This window comes from Microbacterium sp. X-17, from assembly GCF_039615055.1.
In genome coordinates this window covers 52,509-67,874 of the sequence record NZ_JBDHNI010000012.1, presented here as the reverse complement: position 1 = coordinate 67,874, position 15,366 = coordinate 52,509, and the positions used below count along the sequence as shown (strand labels likewise).

Here is a 15,366-nt window from a genome sequence, read left to right as displayed (position 1 = left end):
ATGAGCGCAGAAGGTGGCACCAGGGCGATCGTCGCGGCCTTCGCCGCCAACCTCGGGATCGCCCTGACCAAGTTCATCGCGTGGGCGTTCTCCGGCTCCTCCTCGATGCTCGCGGAGGGCGTGCACTCGGTCGCCGACTCCGGCAACCAGCTGCTCCTGCTGCTCGGCGGACGCCAGGCCAAGAAGAAGGCGGACAAGGAGCACCCGTTCGGCTACGGCCGCGAGCGCTACGTGTACGCGTTCGTCGTCTCGATCATCCTGTTCTCCGTCGGCGGCGTCTTCTCGCTCTACGAGGGCGTCGAGAAGCTGACCCACCCGCATCCGCTGGAGAACTGGTGGCTCCCGCTGCTGGTGCTGTTCATCGCGATCGGCCTGGAGTCGTTCTCGCTGCGCACGGCGGTGAAGGAGTCGAACCCGCTCCGCAGGGGGATGTCGTGGCCGCAGTTCATCCGCCGCGCCAAGGCCCCCGAGCTGCCGGTCGTGCTGCTGGAGGACGTGGCCGCGCTGACCGGCCTGGTGTTCGCCCTGATCGGCGTCGGGCTCACGATCATCACCGGCAACGGCGTCTGGGACGGCGTCGGCACCGTCCTGATCGGCCTCCTGCTGGTCGCGGTCGCGATCGTCCTGGGCATCGAGACCAAGAGCCTCCTGGTCGGCGAGGGCGCCTCCGACGTGGATGTCGCCGCCATCGAGCAGGCGATCCTGGCCGGCGACGAGGTCGAGCGCATCATCCACATGCGCACCCTCTACCTCGGCCCGGACGAGCTGCTCGTCGGCGCCAAGCTGGCCGTCGCGGGCGAGCAGAACATGCTGGAGGTCTCCGCCGCGATCGACACGATCGAGCGCCGCATCCGCGACGCCGTCCCCGTCGCCCGGGTCATCTACATCGAGCCGGACGTCTGGGTCGACCCGAACGAGCAGCACCCCGCCACCGACACCATCATCGTCAAAGGACTCGAGTGACCCGCACCGCGCTGATCCTGCAGCACGACCCGTCCATCCACCTCGGAAACATCGGGCCGGTCCTCGTGGAGCACGGGTACGACCTGCGCATCGTCGACGTCACGACGCAGGATGTGTCCGCGCTGGACCCGCAGGAGGCCGACATCGTCGTCGTGCTCGGCGGCGAGATGGGCGCGTACCAGACCGACGAGTTCCCGTTCCTGGCCGCTGAGCGCGACCTGCTTCGCTCCCGCCTCGACGCCGAGCGGCCGACCCTCGGCGTGTGCCTGGGCGCGCAGCTCATGGCCGGCGCCCTCGGCGAACGCGTCTACAAGGGCGACACCATGCAGATCGGTTACCGCCGGGTCGAGACGACGGAGGCCGGCGCGGCGTCGCCCATCCGGCACTTCGACGGCGTGCCGGTGGTGGAGTGGCACGGCGACACGTTCGAGTTGCCCGAGCGGGCGACCCGGCTGGCGTCCTCCAGCGACTACTCGAACGAGGCGTTCGCGATCGGGGGCTTCGCGCTGGCGGTGCAGTTCCATCCCGAGGTGACGGATGAGATGCACGAGCAGTGGGTTGCCGACGGCTACAACGAGCTGGACGAGCACGCCCTCGATCCCGAGGCTCTCCGCGAGGACCGCGAGCTGTACTCCGCCCGGATGCAGGAGGCCTCCCGCGCCGCCTTCTCCGAGTGGCTGGAGGCGCTGCCCCGCTAGCCAAAGACCAATCAGCGCCGTGCGCGGAAGAAGTCGAGAAGGAGGTCGGCGCACTCCTCGGCCAGCACCCCGGGGTACACCGACACCTGGTGGTTGAGCCGCCGGTCGCGGAGCACGTCGTAGACCGAGCCGGCGGCGCCGGCCTTCTCGTCCCAGGCGCCGAACACGACGGTCGGGACGCGCGCGGCCAGCACCGCGCCGGCGCACATCACGCACGGCTCCAGCGTCACGACCAACGTGCAGCCCTCCAGGTGCCAGTCGTCACGCGTCGCCGCCGCCGCGCGCAGTGCCAGGATCTCGGCGTGCGCGGTCGGATCGCGGTGCAGTTCGCGCTCGTTGCGTCCCGTCCCGATGACCTCGCCGTTCTCGTCCAGCACGAGCGCCGCGACCGGGACATCCCCGGTGTCGAAGGCGAGCCGGGCGTCGGCGACGGCGCGGCGCATCCACATCTCGTAGTCGGCGGGGACTGCCAGGCTCACTCGTCCTCCTCTGGCGGGTTCGGGTCACGGCGGGTTCGGCTAGCCTTGAGCCTATGCGAGTGCACGTAGCGGACCACCCCCTGATCACCCACAAGCTCTCCGTGCTCCGCAACAAGGAGACCCCGTCGCCCGTGTTCCGGGCGCTCACGGAGGAGCTCGTCACCCTGCTGGCCTACGAGGCGACCCGCGCCGTGCGCGTCGAGCCCGTTCAGATCGAGACGCCGGTCACCACGACCATGGGCGTCACCCTCAGCCAGCCGCGTCCGCTGGTCGTCCCCATCCTGCGCGCCGGGCTCGGGATGCTGGAGGGCATGGTCCGGCTGATGCCGACCGCCGAGGTGGGCTTCCTGGGGATGGCGCGCAACGAGGAGACGCTCGAGCCGACCACCTACGCCGAGCGCCTGCCGATGGACCTCTCCGACCGGCAGTGCTTCGTGCTCGACCCGATGCTGGCCACGGGAGGCTCGCTGGGGGCCGCGATCGACTTCCTGTTCAAGCGCAACGCCGTCGACGTCACGGCCATCTGCATCCTCGCCGCGCCGGAGGGCCTGGAGGCCCTGGAGAAGGCGACGGTGGGCCGCGACGTGACCATCGTGCTGGGCGCGCTGGACGAGCGATTGAACGAGAACGGATACATTGTGCCCGGTCTCGGCGACGCAGGAGACCGTCTGTACGGCACTGTGTAGGGTGTCGAGCCCCTCCGCAACATTCCGTAACGATTTGACACGACGTGTCACGGGACGGTTTACTTCTCAACATGACTGACAACTCGCGCACCCTGACCTCCTTCGAGGCCCCTGGGGATGCCGGCATGATGATGCCCGGCCGCGACTCGGTCATGTGTTGCCGAATGTGTCGCTAATCTGACGACCCTTTCGCCGAGCGGTCGCCCTCCGACGCAGACGAGCGTCGGCTCCGGGCACAGCTCCCCGGGCGCGCCACACGAACGCACCCGTGCATCAGTCCCTTTCTGAACAGGGACACCTCGTCACACCGGAAAACCCGCATCCGGCGCACCCTCCTCGGCAGATCGCCGCAGGAGAGCAGCCGCACCCGGGTCCGGACGCATCATCATCACCGAAGGACTCCCCTCCCATGTCTCTCGCAACCGTCGACACCTTCCGCCCCGCCACCCCCGTCGTCCCGGCCGCCGCTGCCGCTCCGGCACCCCGCCTCCGCGCCGTCCCCGAGGGGACCGAAGCCCGCGGCTTCGTCCTCTACGTCGGCATCGACGAGCTGAAGGCCGCGGCCTCCGGCACCGACCTCGGCCGCATCGTCGAGGCGCTCAAGCAGCTGACCGCCGAGCTGGCCCCGGCCTCCGAGACCTACGCCGCCGTCGCCCTGGCCCCTGCCGGCGCCGGCGGACGCGATGTGGATGTCGTCCGCCTCGCCCTGCAGGACCCGGCCGCGATCGCCAAGCACCGCCACACCGCGACGGTCGACGAGGACGAGGACCGCGCCGCCTCCGGCGTCGTGGTCGACATCTCGCGCAAGCGCCTCATCCTCGACAACCAGACCGTCTCGCTCACCTACAAGGAGTTCGAGCTGCTGCAGTACCTGGTGCTGCGCGAGGGCCGCACCATCGAGCGCGCCGAGCTGATCTCCTCGCTCTGGTCGAACGCGGACGAGGACGAGATCCCGAACGAGCGCACCATCGACGTGCACGTCCGCCGCCTGCGCGCCAAGCTGGCGCGCTACGAGGACATCGTGCGCACGGTGCGCGGCGTCGGCTACCGCTTCGATCGCCACGCGGACGTCTCCATCCGCCACGCCAGCGCCCCGTCCCCCGACCTCTTCTGAAACCAACAGTTCCGGAGTTGTGTACGCTTGCCGACGGCGTGTCGCGTACACAACTCCGGAACTGATGGTGGGGGTCAGGGGGTGCGTTGGTAGGCGCGGAAGGCGGTGGTGGCCAGGGCGGCCATGAGGACCGCCAGGGCGGCCAGGAGGGCGACGTGCGCCCAGAGGGCCGCCCAGTCGGGCGCGGCGCTCAGGGCCTCGCGGCCGACGATCACGGCCCACTCGAACGGGTTGTAGGCGGCGACGTTCCGCACCCACTCCGGCGACAGCTTCGTGTTCATGATCGCCGAGCTGAGGAACATCAGCGGCAGCGTGATGAGCTGCGAGATGCCGATCAGCGCGGTCTGGTCGCGAGCGAGGAGCGCCACCGCGTTCGAGAACGAGCAGAACACCGCCGTGAGCAGCACCACCCCGAGCAGGAGGAGCAGCATCCCGCCCAGTCCGCCGTCGAACCGAGCGCCCGCCCAGAAGGCGATCCCCACCACGATCAGCGACTGCACGACGGCGAGGATCGACTGGTAGACGAGCGTCGAGACGATCATCGCGCCGCGGTTCGTCGGCGACGTGAGGAAGCGGTCCATCACCCCGCGGTCCATGTCCTGGATGTACACGGTCCCGGACCATGCGCTCCCGAACAGCGCGAGCATCATCACGACACCCGGCGTCAGGTACTCCAGGTAGCTCTGCCCGACCCCGAACCCGGGGATCTCGATGACGGACTTGAAGAGCTGCCCGAACAGCAGCAGCCAGATCACCGGCTGCACCAGGTTCATCACCAGGAAAGCGGGCATCCGGATCACCCAGCGGAGCTGACGCGCGGTGAGCAGCAGCGTGTGGGTCAGGAATGTCGGGCCGGGGCGGCGCGCGGTGCGCACGGGCGCGGTGGCGATGGCGGTCATGATGCGGTCTCCAGAACGTGCTCGGCGGACTCCTGCGCCCGCGTGAAGGTGCGGCCGGTGTGCCGCAGGTAGACGTCGTCGAGGCTGGGCCGCGCGACGGTGGCGGAGGCGACGGCGACCGCCGCGGCCTCCAGTGCGGCGAGCGCGGCCGGGAGGGTGGCAGCGCCGTTGTCCGCGCGGGCGCGCAGTGTCCGGCCGTCGCCGCCGACCTCGCGGAGGGCGTCGACCCGTTCGAGAGCCGTGAGGGCGGCGAACGGGTCGGCGTCCGGCGACAGCTCCACGATGACGGCGTCTCCGCGGAGGCCGTTCTTGAGCTCCTCGGGAGTGCCACCCGTGACGATGCGGCCGTGGTCCACGATCGCGAGCCGGTCGGCGAGGCGGTCGGCCTCGTCCAGGTAGTGCGTCGTGAGGAGGACCGTGAGGTTCTCGGCTCCCGTCATCCGCTCCAGCTCCGCCCACAGCTCGGCGCGAGCCTCCGGGTCGAGCCCGGTGGTGGGCTCGTCCAGGAAGAGCACCTCCGGCCTGTGCATGAGGCCGATCGCGACGTCCAGCTTGCGCGCCATGCCGCCGGAGTACGTCTTCACCTGGCGCTTGGCGTGCTCGGCGAGGCCGAAGCGGTCGAGCAGCTCGCGGGAACGGGCCTTGGCGTCGCGGCCGCTCATCCCCTGCAGCCGCCCGGCGAGGACGAGGTTCTCGGCGCCGGTGTCGTTGGGGTCGGAGACCGGCTTCTGCGCCACGAAGCCGATCGCACGGCGCACCCGGCCCGGGTTGCGGTTGACGTCGATCCCGGCGACGAACGCAGTGCCGGCGTCGGCGCGCGCGAGCGTGGACAGGATCTTCATGGTGGTGGACTTGCCGGCGCCGTTGGGGCCGAGCAGTCCGAAGACGGTGCCGGAGGCGACCTCGAAGCCGAGGTCGTCGACGGCGCGGACGGTGGGCTTGCCCCGGCCTCCGCTGTAGGACTTGACGAGGTGCTCGGCGGCGATCGCCGAGCCGTTCTGTGGTGCCACGGGTGGCTTCCTTTCATCTCGGGCAGCCACCGTGGCGGGCATATCATGGGAAAAGCCCTCGGTGACTGTTGACGCAGGTTCCGCAAGGAACGAATCGAAGGTGTGGATGGCCGGAGAGTTGCCGCTCTCCGGCCATCGTTCTGTCATCACGACCCCAGCAACTCGGTCACCTCCTGCCCGAAGTCGCCTGCCGCGATCCGCTCACGGATCTCGGCCATGTCGTGGCCCTGGCCGAACAGCTCCCAGAGCCGCTCCCACCAGTCGACGCCGCCGAGGGACCGGTCGCGGATGCGCGCGGCGAGGTCGGCGACGAACGCCCGCTCGGCCTCCATGATCGCGACCCGGTAGCGGGACTCGATCATGAACAGCTCGGGGAGGGGCATGGCCAGCGCCGCCTCGTAGACCCGCGCCCGCTCCGCCAGCTCGGCATCGAGCAGGTCGCGCCGGCGTTCGAGGAGGTCGGCCGCGACCTCCGGCGAGAGCATGGGCAGCAGCGACAGCCCGGTCTCGATCGCGGGGTACTCCTTGACCGGGAACGCGATGAGCTCCCGCATCCAGTCGTCGGCCTCCGCGCGCCCGGCCTCAGTGATCTCGTACACGACGCGCTCAGGCCGGTTGCCCTCCCGCTCGGTCTGCGCGACGCGCACGAAGCCGTGCTTCTCCAGCGACTTGATGACGGCGTAGAGGGAGCCGAAGTTGAGGCGGATGCTGTCCTCCTTGCCGCGCTCCCGCATGGTGGTCGTCATCTCGTACGGGTACATCGGCTTCTCCCAGAGGCAGGCCAGGACGGCCAGCGCCAGGGGGTTGGACACCGCACGCTTCGCCATTACTCACCTCCGAATACTTTGGTTAGAGTATTCGGTTTGGAGTGGGGAGTCAAGCACTCCTCTCAGACCGACCTGTCCACCCTCAGGAAGGGGATAACCGCCCCAAAGCCAATTCGCAGCAAAAATAACGACTTGATAACTAGCACCCGTTACCTCTTCGTTATATAGTTCAAGAGCAATGGTTGTTTGCTGTGGCAGCCATCGCGGAATGTGATTGCAGGACACTCTTGGTGCAAGGGAGAGGGCCGGCCGCTAGCCTCTGCGGCCGGCCCTCAATCTTTTGAGATCGACCGTCCTCTCCCTGCCCGAAACGAATGCTCGCGCGAATGCCGTGCTGGCACGGATGAGCGCTGTCGGCGCATGATGAGAAGATGCGAACGCATCGACTACTCGAGCGCGAAGGGGTGGCGTCATGAGCACGGGGACGACCGCGGCCGGTTCGGCCAAGCGATCCAGAACGACCGCGGTCTCGGCATGGGAGTCGCTGTTCCGCGCGCAGGTCGCCGTCATGCGGACGCTGGCGGCCGAGTTCCCGACCAGGGACATCTCCTTCAACGAGTACGACGTCCTCTTCAACCTCTCCCGGCAGGCCGACCGCTCGCTGCGCCTCCGCGACCTCAACAAGCACGTCCTCCTCACCCAGCCGAGCGTGAGCAGGCTCGTCGACCGACTGGTCGACCGCGGGCTCGTCACAAAGGGACCCGAGCCGTCCGACGCGCGCGGGACGGTCATCACGATGACCGACACCGGGTTCGAGATGTTCCGCCGCGTCGCGTTCGACCACATGCGCTCGATCGCCGAGCGGGTCGGCACCCGGCTCGACACCGAGGAGCTGGAGCAGCTCGCCGCCCTGTGCGACAAACTGCGCGGCGACGCCTGACGGCCGCTTCTCCTCCACATGCTCGTTCCTGAATAAGTTCTCCACAACGCGGGCGGACCCTCGGGGACCCGACATGGGGCGCGCGTATCATTGCGCGCATGACGGCTGACGGACGCAGAAGATGGAAGTGGGCGCCCGCGCTGCTCGGATTCGTGGCACTGAGCGGTGTCGCCGGGCTCCTCGCCGCCGCGGCGGTCACTCCCGCCGTCGCCCTCACCGGATCGGCCGCGGACTCGACCATCAGCGTCTTCGACGGCCTCCCGGAGTACATGAAGGTGGAGCCGCTGGCGCAGGCGTCCACCATGTACGCGACCTCCGGCGGCAAGCCCGTGCCGATCGCCACCTTCTACTCGCAGAACCGCGTGGAGGTCGGCTGGGACGCCATCTCCCAGAACCTCAAGGACGCGGCGATCGCGACGGAGGACCCGCGCTTCTACGAGCACGGCGGCGTCGACGTCACCGGAACGCTCCGCGGCGCGGTGCTGACCGCACTGCACAAGTCGGTGCAGGGCGGCTCGTCCATCACCCAGCAGTACGTCAAGAACATCCTGGTCCAGCGCTGCGAGAACAAGCAGCCCGACCCGACCGCGACGGACGCGGTCCAGAAGAAGCAGTACAAGGTCTATCAGGCCTGCTACAACGACGCGACGGCGGTCGACCCGGTGCGCAAGCTCAAGGAGATGCGCTACGCGATCGGGCTGGAGAAGGAGTACTCGAAGAACGACATCCTGCAGAGCTACCTCAACATCGCTCTGTTCGGAGGCCGCGTCTACGGTGTCCAGTCGGCGGCCGAATACTACTTCGGGGTGTCCGCAGCGGACATCTCGCTCCCCCAGGCCGCGACGCTCATCGCCATCCTGAACAACCCGGACAACCTGCGCATCGACCAGCCGGCCAACAAGGACAACGGCGCGGCGAACGGCTACGCGGCGACCCTCGCCCGGCGCAACTACGTGCTGGACCGCATGCTGGTGAACGGCAAGATCACCAAGGAGGAGCACGACGCGGCGAAGGCGACCAAGATCGAGCCCAAGATCAGCCAGATGTCGAACGGCTGCATGACGGCGCAGCAGTTCAACGCGGCGTTCTTCTGCGACTACGTCGAGCGCACCATCGAGCAGGACCCGATCTTCGGCAAGACAGCCGACGACCGGTCCAGCTACCTGACGCGCGGCGGGCTCAAGATCTACACGACGCTCAACCTCGACCTCCAGACCCAGGCGCAGCAGGCGGTGTCGTCGTACATCCCGCCGACCAGCCCCAACCTCGACCTCGGCTCGTCCAACGTCTCCGTGGAGGTCGGCACCGGCCGGATCGTCACGATGGTCCAGAACAGGCCCTACGACAACACCGCCGCGCCGGCCGCAGGGACCACGGCGGTCAACTACAACACCGACTACGACTACGGCGGCTCCGAGGGCTTCCAGACAGGTTCGTCGTACAAGGCGTTCGACCTGCTCGAATGGCTGAAGGAGGGCCACACCCTCAACGAGTCGGTGAACGGGACGGTTCACACGTTCCCGCAGACCGCCTTCCACGAGAGCGACCCCTGCAACGACATCGGCGGCTCACCGTGGAACGTCGCGAACGACGAGGGTGAGTCGGTGACCTCCACGTCCGTCATGCAGGCGACGGCGGCCTCCATCAACTCGATCTTCGCGATGATGGCCACCAAGCTGGACCTCTGCGGCATCAAGGAGGGCGCGCAGGACCTCCTGGTCCACGGCGCGGACGAGGCCACCAACCGGTTCATGGCCAACCCCTCGTCGGTGCTCGGCACGAACTACATCGCCCCCATCACGATGGCGACCGCGTATGCGGGCATCGCCAACAACGGCAAGGCCTGCAGCCCGGTCGCGATCGACAAGATCATCACCACCGACGGCGCCGAGCACGCGGTGCCCAAGACCCAGTGCTCGCCGACCCCGATCGATCCGGGAGTGGCGGCGGCCGCGATCTACGCCCTGCAGGGCGTGCTCCGCGGCGGCGGCACCGCGGCCTCGGCCAACCCGAACGACGGCGTGCCGATCTTCGGCAAGACCGGAACGACGGACAACTCGGTCGAGAACTGGCTGGTGACGTCCACGACGAAGGTCGCGCAGGCCACCTGGGTCGGCAACATCTCGGGCGGCGTCGCCCTCCGCGGCCAGACCTTCCAGGGCATCGGCGGCGGCAACGTCAAGTTCTCGATCGTCAAGCGCATCCAGACGGCGCTCGACGCCGCGTACGGCGGGTCGGCGTTCCCGGCGCCGCTCGCGAAGTACCTCGGGGCGACGACACCGCCGAAGGCCGCCGCGCCCAAGGCGCCTGCCGCGCCGGCGCCTAACCCGGCTCCGGCGCCCCCTGCGCCCCCGGGGGGCAAGGGCAAGGGCGGCGGACACGGCTGATCGGCTGAGCCCGCGCCTGCTCCAGCGGGCGGGGTCAGGCCGGCCGGCGCTCCCCTGAGCGCTCGGCGACCGTCTTGACGCCCTGCAGCATGGCGACCCAGTTGTCGCGGGAGTGCCGGGCGGCCTCCACGGTCGGGTTGTTGTCCTGATCGAGCGTGACGTGGGTGCCCTCCGGGGTCGCATCGAGCTCGAAGTGCAGCGCATGGTAGTTCTCCGGGATGTCGGGCAGCCCGCTCAGGGGGCTGAAGTGCGTGAGCACGATCCGCCACGGCTCGTCACGGTCGTCCAGTTCGATGACCCGACCGTGGTCCTCGAACGTCTTGCCCTGCCACTCGCCGCGCCAGACGATGCGCGAGCCGAGCCTCCAGTCGGAGACGACCTCCGCCCCGAACAGGATCTCGGGATGGGAGCCGCTGGTCGTCAGCAGGTTCCAGACCTCCCGTCGAGGCGCGCGGATGTCCGCCTCGGCTCTCGCGACGTAGTTCCCCATGACGCGCCACTCCCGCTCCCGTCGCCGCCTCGGGCGACGTTGACGCCCATCACACACCTCACGGCGCGGGGAGCACAACCCCGCGGCTCAGGCGTCTCCGAAGACGAGCGCCTCCCACGGCTCCACCGAGCCGGACACACCGCGGCCGGCCGAGTCGGCGAGATTGCCGAGCACGAGGGCCGCGCCCGCCCAGCCGTCCAGCTCTGCCGGGTCGTAGCGCGCGGGCTCGCCGGTCAGGTTGACGAGGACCAGCAGCCGGCGGCCGCCGCGCTCGCGCACGTACGCGAACAGCTGGGGATGGTCGGCCAGCACCAGGGTGAAGTCGCCGTCCGCGACGACGTCGGACCGGTGCCGGAGGTCGATCAGCCTCCGGTAGTGGGCGAACACCGAGTCGGGGTCCTGGCGCTCGGCCTCCGCGTTCACCTGCGCGTAGTCCGGGTTGGCCTCGATCCACGGCGTGCCGGTGGTGAACCCGGCGGCCGGCGCGGCCGACCACTGCATCGGCGTGCGGGCGTTGTCCCTGCTCGTCCGGCGCAGCGCCGCCATGACCGTGCCGGCGTCCTGGCCCTGGATATCGACGGCCTCCGCATAGTGGTTGAGCGACTCGATGTCGCGGAAGTCGTCGATGGACTCGAAGGGCACGTTCGCCATCCCGAGCTCCTCGCCCTGGTAGACGTAGGGCGTTCCGCGCATCAGGTGCAGCACCGTGCCGAGCGCCTTCGCGGAGGCGACGCGGTGCTCCGGCCGGTCGTCGCCGAACCGGCTGACGACGCGCGGCTGGTCGTGGTTGTTCCAGTACAGGCTGTTCCAGCCCACGTCGGCGAGGCCCTCCTGCCATTTGGCGAGGTTGCGCTTGAGGTCGAGCACACCGATGGGCCGGTCGTCCCACTTGCCGCCGGGCCCGTGGTCGAGGTCCACGTGCTCGAACTGGAACACCATGTCGAGCTCCGCGCGGGCCGGGTCGGTGAACAGGCGGGCCTGCTCGACGGAGACGCCGGGCATCTCCCCCACGGTGAGGATGCGGTCGGCGCGGCCCGCGAACACGCGCTCGTGCATCTCGTGCAGGAACTCGTGGATGCGCGGCCCCTGGCCGAAGAACGGGTAGCCGTCGCCGAACAGCCGCCCGGCCGGGATCTCGCCGTCGGGGAGCTCGACCACCTTCGAGATGAAGTTGATGACGTCCATCCGGAAGCCGTCGACCCCGCGGTCGAGCCACCAGTTCATCATGTCGTAGACGGCGTCGCGGACCTCCGGGTTCTCCCAGTTGAGGTCCGGCTGCTTGCGCGAGAACAGGTGGAGGTAGTACTCGCCGGTGGCCGGATCGAGCTGCCACGCGGGCCCCGAGAAGAAGGAGCCCCAGTTGTTCGGCTCGGCGCCGTGCTCGCCGGGCTGGCGGCCGTCGCGCGCCGGACGCCACCAGTACCAGTCGCGCTTGGGGTTGTCGAGCGAGGAGGCGGACTCGATGAACCACGGGTGCTCGTCGGAGGTGTGGTTGACGACGAGGTCCATGACCAGCTTGATGCCGCGCGCGTGCAGGCCGGCCAGCAGCTCGTCGAAGTCGTCGAAGGTGCCGAACAGCGGGTCGATCGCCCGGTAGTCGCTGATGTCGTAGCCGTTGTCGTCGTGCGGCGAGGCGTAGATGGGCGACAGCCACACGACGTCGACGCCGAGCTCCTGGAAGTGGTCGAGGTGCTGGATGATCCCGCGGAGGTCGCCGATGCCGTCGCCGTCACTGTCCGCGAAACTGCGCGGGTAGATTTGATACACGACCGCCGATTTCCACCATGTCTCGCTCACCCGCCCACCTTACCCGCGGGGGCGCGGGCCGCTCAGCGGACGCGGGGGGCGAGCACGACGCGCTCGCCAGTCCGCGCCGACTCCCGCGCCGCCAGGCAGACCCGCAGAGCGTCGATCGCGGCGGTCACCGGCGAGCGGGCCGGCTCGGCGCCGGTGTCGACGCACTCCACGAAGTACCGGGCCTGGGCCGCGAACGCGTCGCCCGGAAGGTCGGCGAGGGCGTCGATCCCGCGGTCGCCGACGACCTCCAGCGTGGTGCGGAAGGGCGTGCCGGCCGGGAGGTCGGAGACCGCGAGGAGCTGGGCCACGCCGCCGGAGGCGTACTCGACGGTGATCGCGGCCGGTGTCCCGAACCCGTCGCCCGGCGCCCGGACGGCGCTGACCGCGACCGGCTCGCCGAGGTACGCGTTCGCCTGGTCGACATCGTGGATGGCGAAGTCCACGATCATCCCGCCGGAGCGGGACTCGTCGGCCAGCCACTCCGCTCCGTCCGGAGCGGCCGACAGGCGCGACCCGACCACGGCGCGCGGGAGGCCGACCGACCCCGCCGCGACCCGCTCGGCGAGCGACGAATAACCCGCGAAGAAACGCACGACGTGCGCGACCATGAGGACCCCGGGCGCCCGGGCGGCGGCCGCGGCGACCCGCTCGGCGTCCGCGATCGTGAGCGCGATCGGCTTCTCCAGCAGCACGTTCTTGCCCGCGTCGAGCGCCTGCACGGCCAGGTCGGCATGCGTGGGGGTCGGCGTGCAGATCGAGACGAGGTCGGCTCCGGGGTCGGCGAGCGCCTCGCCGAGGGAGGTCGCCCAGCGCGCGTCCGGCGCGGCCGGGAGGTCGGGGCGCGTGCGGGGCGACACCACCCAGCGGACCGGGACGCCGCACGCCGCCCAGGCCGCCGCGTGCACGTGGCCCATCCGTCCGGCGCCGACCACGATCGCGCCGTGCGGGGCGGCGGCCTCCCCGCTCATCGCACCGCGCGGTCGACCTGCGCGGGGTCGAACAGGGCGTCGAGCACGAGCCGTCCGGCGCCGCGGATGCCGGCCTCCTGCTTCGCCACGCTGACCGCGATGTCGAGCTGGTCGGTGATCATCGGCAGGCAGTCGGAGTAGATGGCCGAGCGGACGCCCGCGACGAACGCCTCCGCCTCGCCGAGGATGCCGCCGAGCACCAGGCGCTGCGGGTTGAAGAAGTTCATGATGGTGGCGAGCACGCCACCGGTGCGGAGGCCGGCCTCCCGCAGCATGAGCGTGGCGAGCGGGTGCGCGTCCCTGGCGAGCGCGAGGACGTCGCGGGTGTCGGCGACCTCCACGCCGGCCCCGCGCAGGGCCTGCACGATGGCGGCGCCCCCGGCGACGGCGTCCAGGCAGCCGACCCGGCCGCAGGAGCACAGCACCTCGGGCGCGCCCGGCACGGTGACGTGGCTGATGTCGCCGGCCATGCCGTGGTGGCCGCGGTAGACGCCGCCGAACGCGACGATCCCGCAGCCGATGCTGGAGCCGGCCTTGACGAAGACGAGCTGGCCGTCGGCCGTCAGCGCGTCCGGCGTCTGGGCGGTGGCGTCGAACTCGCCGAGCGCCATCAGGTTGGCGTCGTTGTCGACGGCGACGGTCAGGCCGGTGCGGGAGGCCAGCGCGGCGGCGACGTCGAGGCCGTTCCAGCCGGGCATCCGCGACGGCGAGACCATCCGGCCGGTGGTGGAGTCGACCGGGCCGGGCATGCCGATCCCGATGCCGCGCAGCTCCTGGCCCGGCGCCCCGTGCATCGCGCGGAGCTCCTCGGCGCTCGCGGCGATCCAGGCGAGGACCCGGTCGGGTCCCGATCCGATGTCCATCGCCTCGGTGCGGGAGGCCAGCAGCCGCCCGGACAGGTCGAACAGCCCGAAGGTGGCGTGGTGGGAGCCGAGGTCGGCCGCGGCGACGACACCGGAGCCGGCGTCGACCTCCAGGGCCCGCGGGCGACGGCCGCCGTGCGAGACGCCCTCCCCCGCCTCCCGGAGGAACCCGGCGGCGAGCAGCGCGTCCACCCGCTGAGCGACGGTCGAGGGCGACAGGCCGGTGTGGCGGGCGATGTCGGCGCGGGAGCCGGCCCGGCCCGAGCGGACGAGGTGGAGGATGCCGCCGGGTGTGGCCGGTGCGTTCCCCGCCGCGGTGTACGTGCCGCTCATTTCAGCGCATCCCCCTGTTCGCACGCATCCGTCGCGTGCACGTCTCGGTTGAGAATACTGTACCGACTTTCTTCGATTTCGAACCAACCAAGTTCGAAATTGCAAGAACATGACTTACTTAGTACGCTCATCGCATCCCGACCGATGACGATACGAGGAACCGATGGAAACACCGAACGCTCGCCCGATGGTGAGCCTGCGCGGCGTCGACAAGCACTTCGGCGACCTGCACGTCCTCCGCTCGATCGACCTCGACGTCGCGCCGCGCGAGGTCGTCGTGGTCGTCGGGCCCTCCGGCTCGGGCAAGTCCACGCTCTGCCGCTCGATCAACCGGCTGGAGACCATCGACGGCGGCGAGATCCGCGTCGACGGCGAGCTGCTCCCCCAGGAGGGCGCCGAGCTGGCCCGCCTCCGCGCCGAGGTCGGCATGGTGTTCCAGTCGTTCAACCTGTTCGCGCACCGCACCGTCCTCGACAACGTCGCCCTCGCGCCGATCAAGGTGCGCAAGGTGAAGAAGGCCGAGGCCGAGCGCCAGGCGCTCGAACTGCTCGACCGGGTGGGCATCGCCGACAAGGCGGGCAGCCACCCCGCGCAGCTCTCCGGCGGCCAGCAGCAGCGCGCCGCCATCGCCCGCGCGCTCGCGATGCAGCCCAAGGTGATGCTCTTCGACGAGCCCACCAGCGCGCTCGACCCCGAGATGGTCGGCGAGGTGCTCGACGTGATGACCTCCCTCGCCCGGGAGGGGATGACGATGATCGTCGTCACCCACGAGATGGGCTTCGCACGCCGCGCCGCCGACCGCGTGGTCTTCATGGACCACGGGCAGATCGTCGAGCAGGCGACGCCCGCCGAATTCTTCGACTCGCCCCGCACCGAGCGGGCCAAGTCGTTCCTGGCGTCCGTGCTCTCGCACTGACGCCGCCGCACCAACGCTCCACAGCACCACAAACCGTCCGAACTCAGAAAGGGATG

15 protein-coding genes are annotated in these 15,366 nt (G+C 70.0%); 7 read left to right on the top strand and 8 right to left on the bottom strand.

Annotated features, from left to right (window positions below; genetic code table 11):
• Together ABCS02_RS33920 and ABCS02_RS33915 are read left to right on the top strand one after the other, a co-directional pair.
• Positions 1-963 carry a cation diffusion facilitator family transporter gene (locus tag ABCS02_RS33920; protein ID WP_345840135.1) on the top strand — a complete coding sequence of 321 codons (963 nt, stop codon included), beginning with the start codon at positions 1-3 and terminating at the stop codon, positions 961-963.
• On the top strand, positions 960-1,661 hold the full coding sequence (locus ABCS02_RS33915) for a glutamine amidotransferase (protein WP_345840134.1): 702 nt from the start codon (positions 960-962) through the stop codon (positions 1,659-1,661). The genes ABCS02_RS33920 and ABCS02_RS33915 overlap by 4 nt, the downstream gene beginning before the upstream one ends.
• An 11-nt stretch (positions 1,662-1,672) precedes the next feature.
• On the opposite strand, the gene tadA is transcribed toward ABCS02_RS33915, so the two are convergent.
• Positions 1,673-2,140, bottom strand: coding sequence for a tRNA adenosine(34) deaminase TadA (tadA, locus tag ABCS02_RS33910; protein ID WP_345840133.1), 468 nt, complete (start codon positions 2,138-2,140; stop codon positions 1,673-1,675).
• A 53-nt stretch (positions 2,141-2,193) separates the two neighbouring features.
• On the opposite strand from tadA, the gene upp reads away from it, so the two are divergent.
• Both upp and ABCS02_RS33900 read left to right on the top strand, forming a co-directional pair.
• Positions 2,194-2,826 carry a uracil phosphoribosyltransferase gene (gene upp / locus ABCS02_RS33905; RefSeq protein ID WP_345840132.1) on the top strand — a complete coding sequence of 211 codons (633 nt, stop codon included), beginning with the start codon at positions 2,194-2,196 and terminating at the stop codon, positions 2,824-2,826.
• A 409-nt stretch (positions 2,827-3,235) separates the two neighbouring features.
• Positions 3,236-3,940 carry a winged helix-turn-helix domain-containing protein gene (locus ABCS02_RS33900; RefSeq protein WP_345840131.1) on the top strand — a complete coding sequence of 235 codons (705 nt, stop codon included), beginning with the start codon at positions 3,236-3,238 and terminating at the stop codon, positions 3,938-3,940.
• A gap of 74 nt (positions 3,941-4,014) precedes the next feature.
• Here the strand turns inward: ABCS02_RS33900 and ABCS02_RS33895 are convergent, their stop codons facing one another.
• The 3 genes from ABCS02_RS33895 to ABCS02_RS33885 all read right to left on the bottom strand — a co-directional run bounded on the left by ABCS02_RS33895 (position 4,015) and on the right by ABCS02_RS33885 (position 6,676).
• Positions 4,015-4,839, bottom strand: a complete 825-nt coding sequence (locus ABCS02_RS33895) for an ABC transporter permease (RefSeq protein WP_345840130.1) — start codon at positions 4,837-4,839, stop codon at positions 4,015-4,017.
• Positions 4,836-5,849: an ATP-binding cassette domain-containing protein gene (locus ABCS02_RS33890; RefSeq protein ID WP_345840129.1), complete on the bottom strand. Its 1,014-nt coding sequence runs from the start codon at positions 5,847-5,849 to the stop codon at positions 4,836-4,838. The genes ABCS02_RS33895 and ABCS02_RS33890 overlap by 4 nt, the downstream gene beginning before the upstream one ends.
• 146 nt (positions 5,850-5,995) lie before the next feature.
• A complete protein-coding gene (locus tag ABCS02_RS33885; protein WP_345840128.1) occupies positions 5,996-6,676 on the bottom strand; it encodes a PadR family transcriptional regulator in 681 nt (226 codons plus the stop codon).
• A 412-nt stretch (positions 6,677-7,088) separates the two neighbouring features.
• Between ABCS02_RS33885 and ABCS02_RS33880 the strand changes: the two genes are divergently transcribed.
• A complete protein-coding gene (locus ABCS02_RS33880; protein WP_345840127.1) occupies positions 7,089-7,556 on the top strand; it encodes a MarR family winged helix-turn-helix transcriptional regulator in 468 nt (155 codons plus the stop codon).
• A 98-nt stretch (positions 7,557-7,654) separates the two neighbouring features.
• Positions 7,655-9,943 (top strand): transglycosylase domain-containing protein, encoded by a 2,289-nt coding sequence (locus ABCS02_RS33875; protein WP_345840126.1) that lies wholly within the window; start codon positions 7,655-7,657, stop codon positions 9,941-9,943.
• A gap of 34 nt (positions 9,944-9,977) precedes the next feature.
• Here the strand turns inward: ABCS02_RS33875 and ABCS02_RS33870 are convergent, their stop codons facing one another.
• The 4 genes from ABCS02_RS33870 to ABCS02_RS33855 all read right to left on the bottom strand — a co-directional run bounded on the left by ABCS02_RS33870 (position 9,978) and on the right by ABCS02_RS33855 (position 14,394).
• Entirely contained in the window at positions 9,978-10,433 is a 456-nt protein-coding gene (locus ABCS02_RS33870) for an SRPBCC domain-containing protein (protein ID WP_345840125.1), read from the bottom strand.
• A gap of 87 nt (positions 10,434-10,520) precedes the next feature.
• On the bottom strand, positions 10,521-12,230 hold the full coding sequence (locus ABCS02_RS33865) for an alpha-glucosidase (protein WP_345840124.1): 1,710 nt from the start codon (positions 12,228-12,230) through the stop codon (positions 10,521-10,523).
• A gap of 32 nt (positions 12,231-12,262) precedes the next feature.
• Positions 12,263-13,198, bottom strand: a complete 936-nt coding sequence (locus tag ABCS02_RS33860; protein ID WP_345840123.1) for a Gfo/Idh/MocA family oxidoreductase — start codon at positions 13,196-13,198, stop codon at positions 12,263-12,265.
• On the bottom strand, positions 13,195-14,394 hold the full coding sequence (locus tag ABCS02_RS33855; protein WP_345840122.1) for an ROK family transcriptional regulator: 1,200 nt from the start codon (positions 14,392-14,394) through the stop codon (positions 13,195-13,197). The genes ABCS02_RS33860 and ABCS02_RS33855 overlap by 4 nt, the downstream gene beginning before the upstream one ends.
• Before the next feature lie 163 nt (positions 14,395-14,557).
• Here ABCS02_RS33855 and ABCS02_RS33850 point away from each other — a divergent pair, with 163 nt between their 5' ends.
• Positions 14,558-15,310 carry an amino acid ABC transporter ATP-binding protein gene (locus ABCS02_RS33850; protein WP_345840121.1) on the top strand — a complete coding sequence of 251 codons (753 nt, stop codon included), beginning with the start codon at positions 14,558-14,560 and terminating at the stop codon, positions 15,308-15,310.
• Positions 15,311-15,366 lie beyond the last annotated feature (56 nt).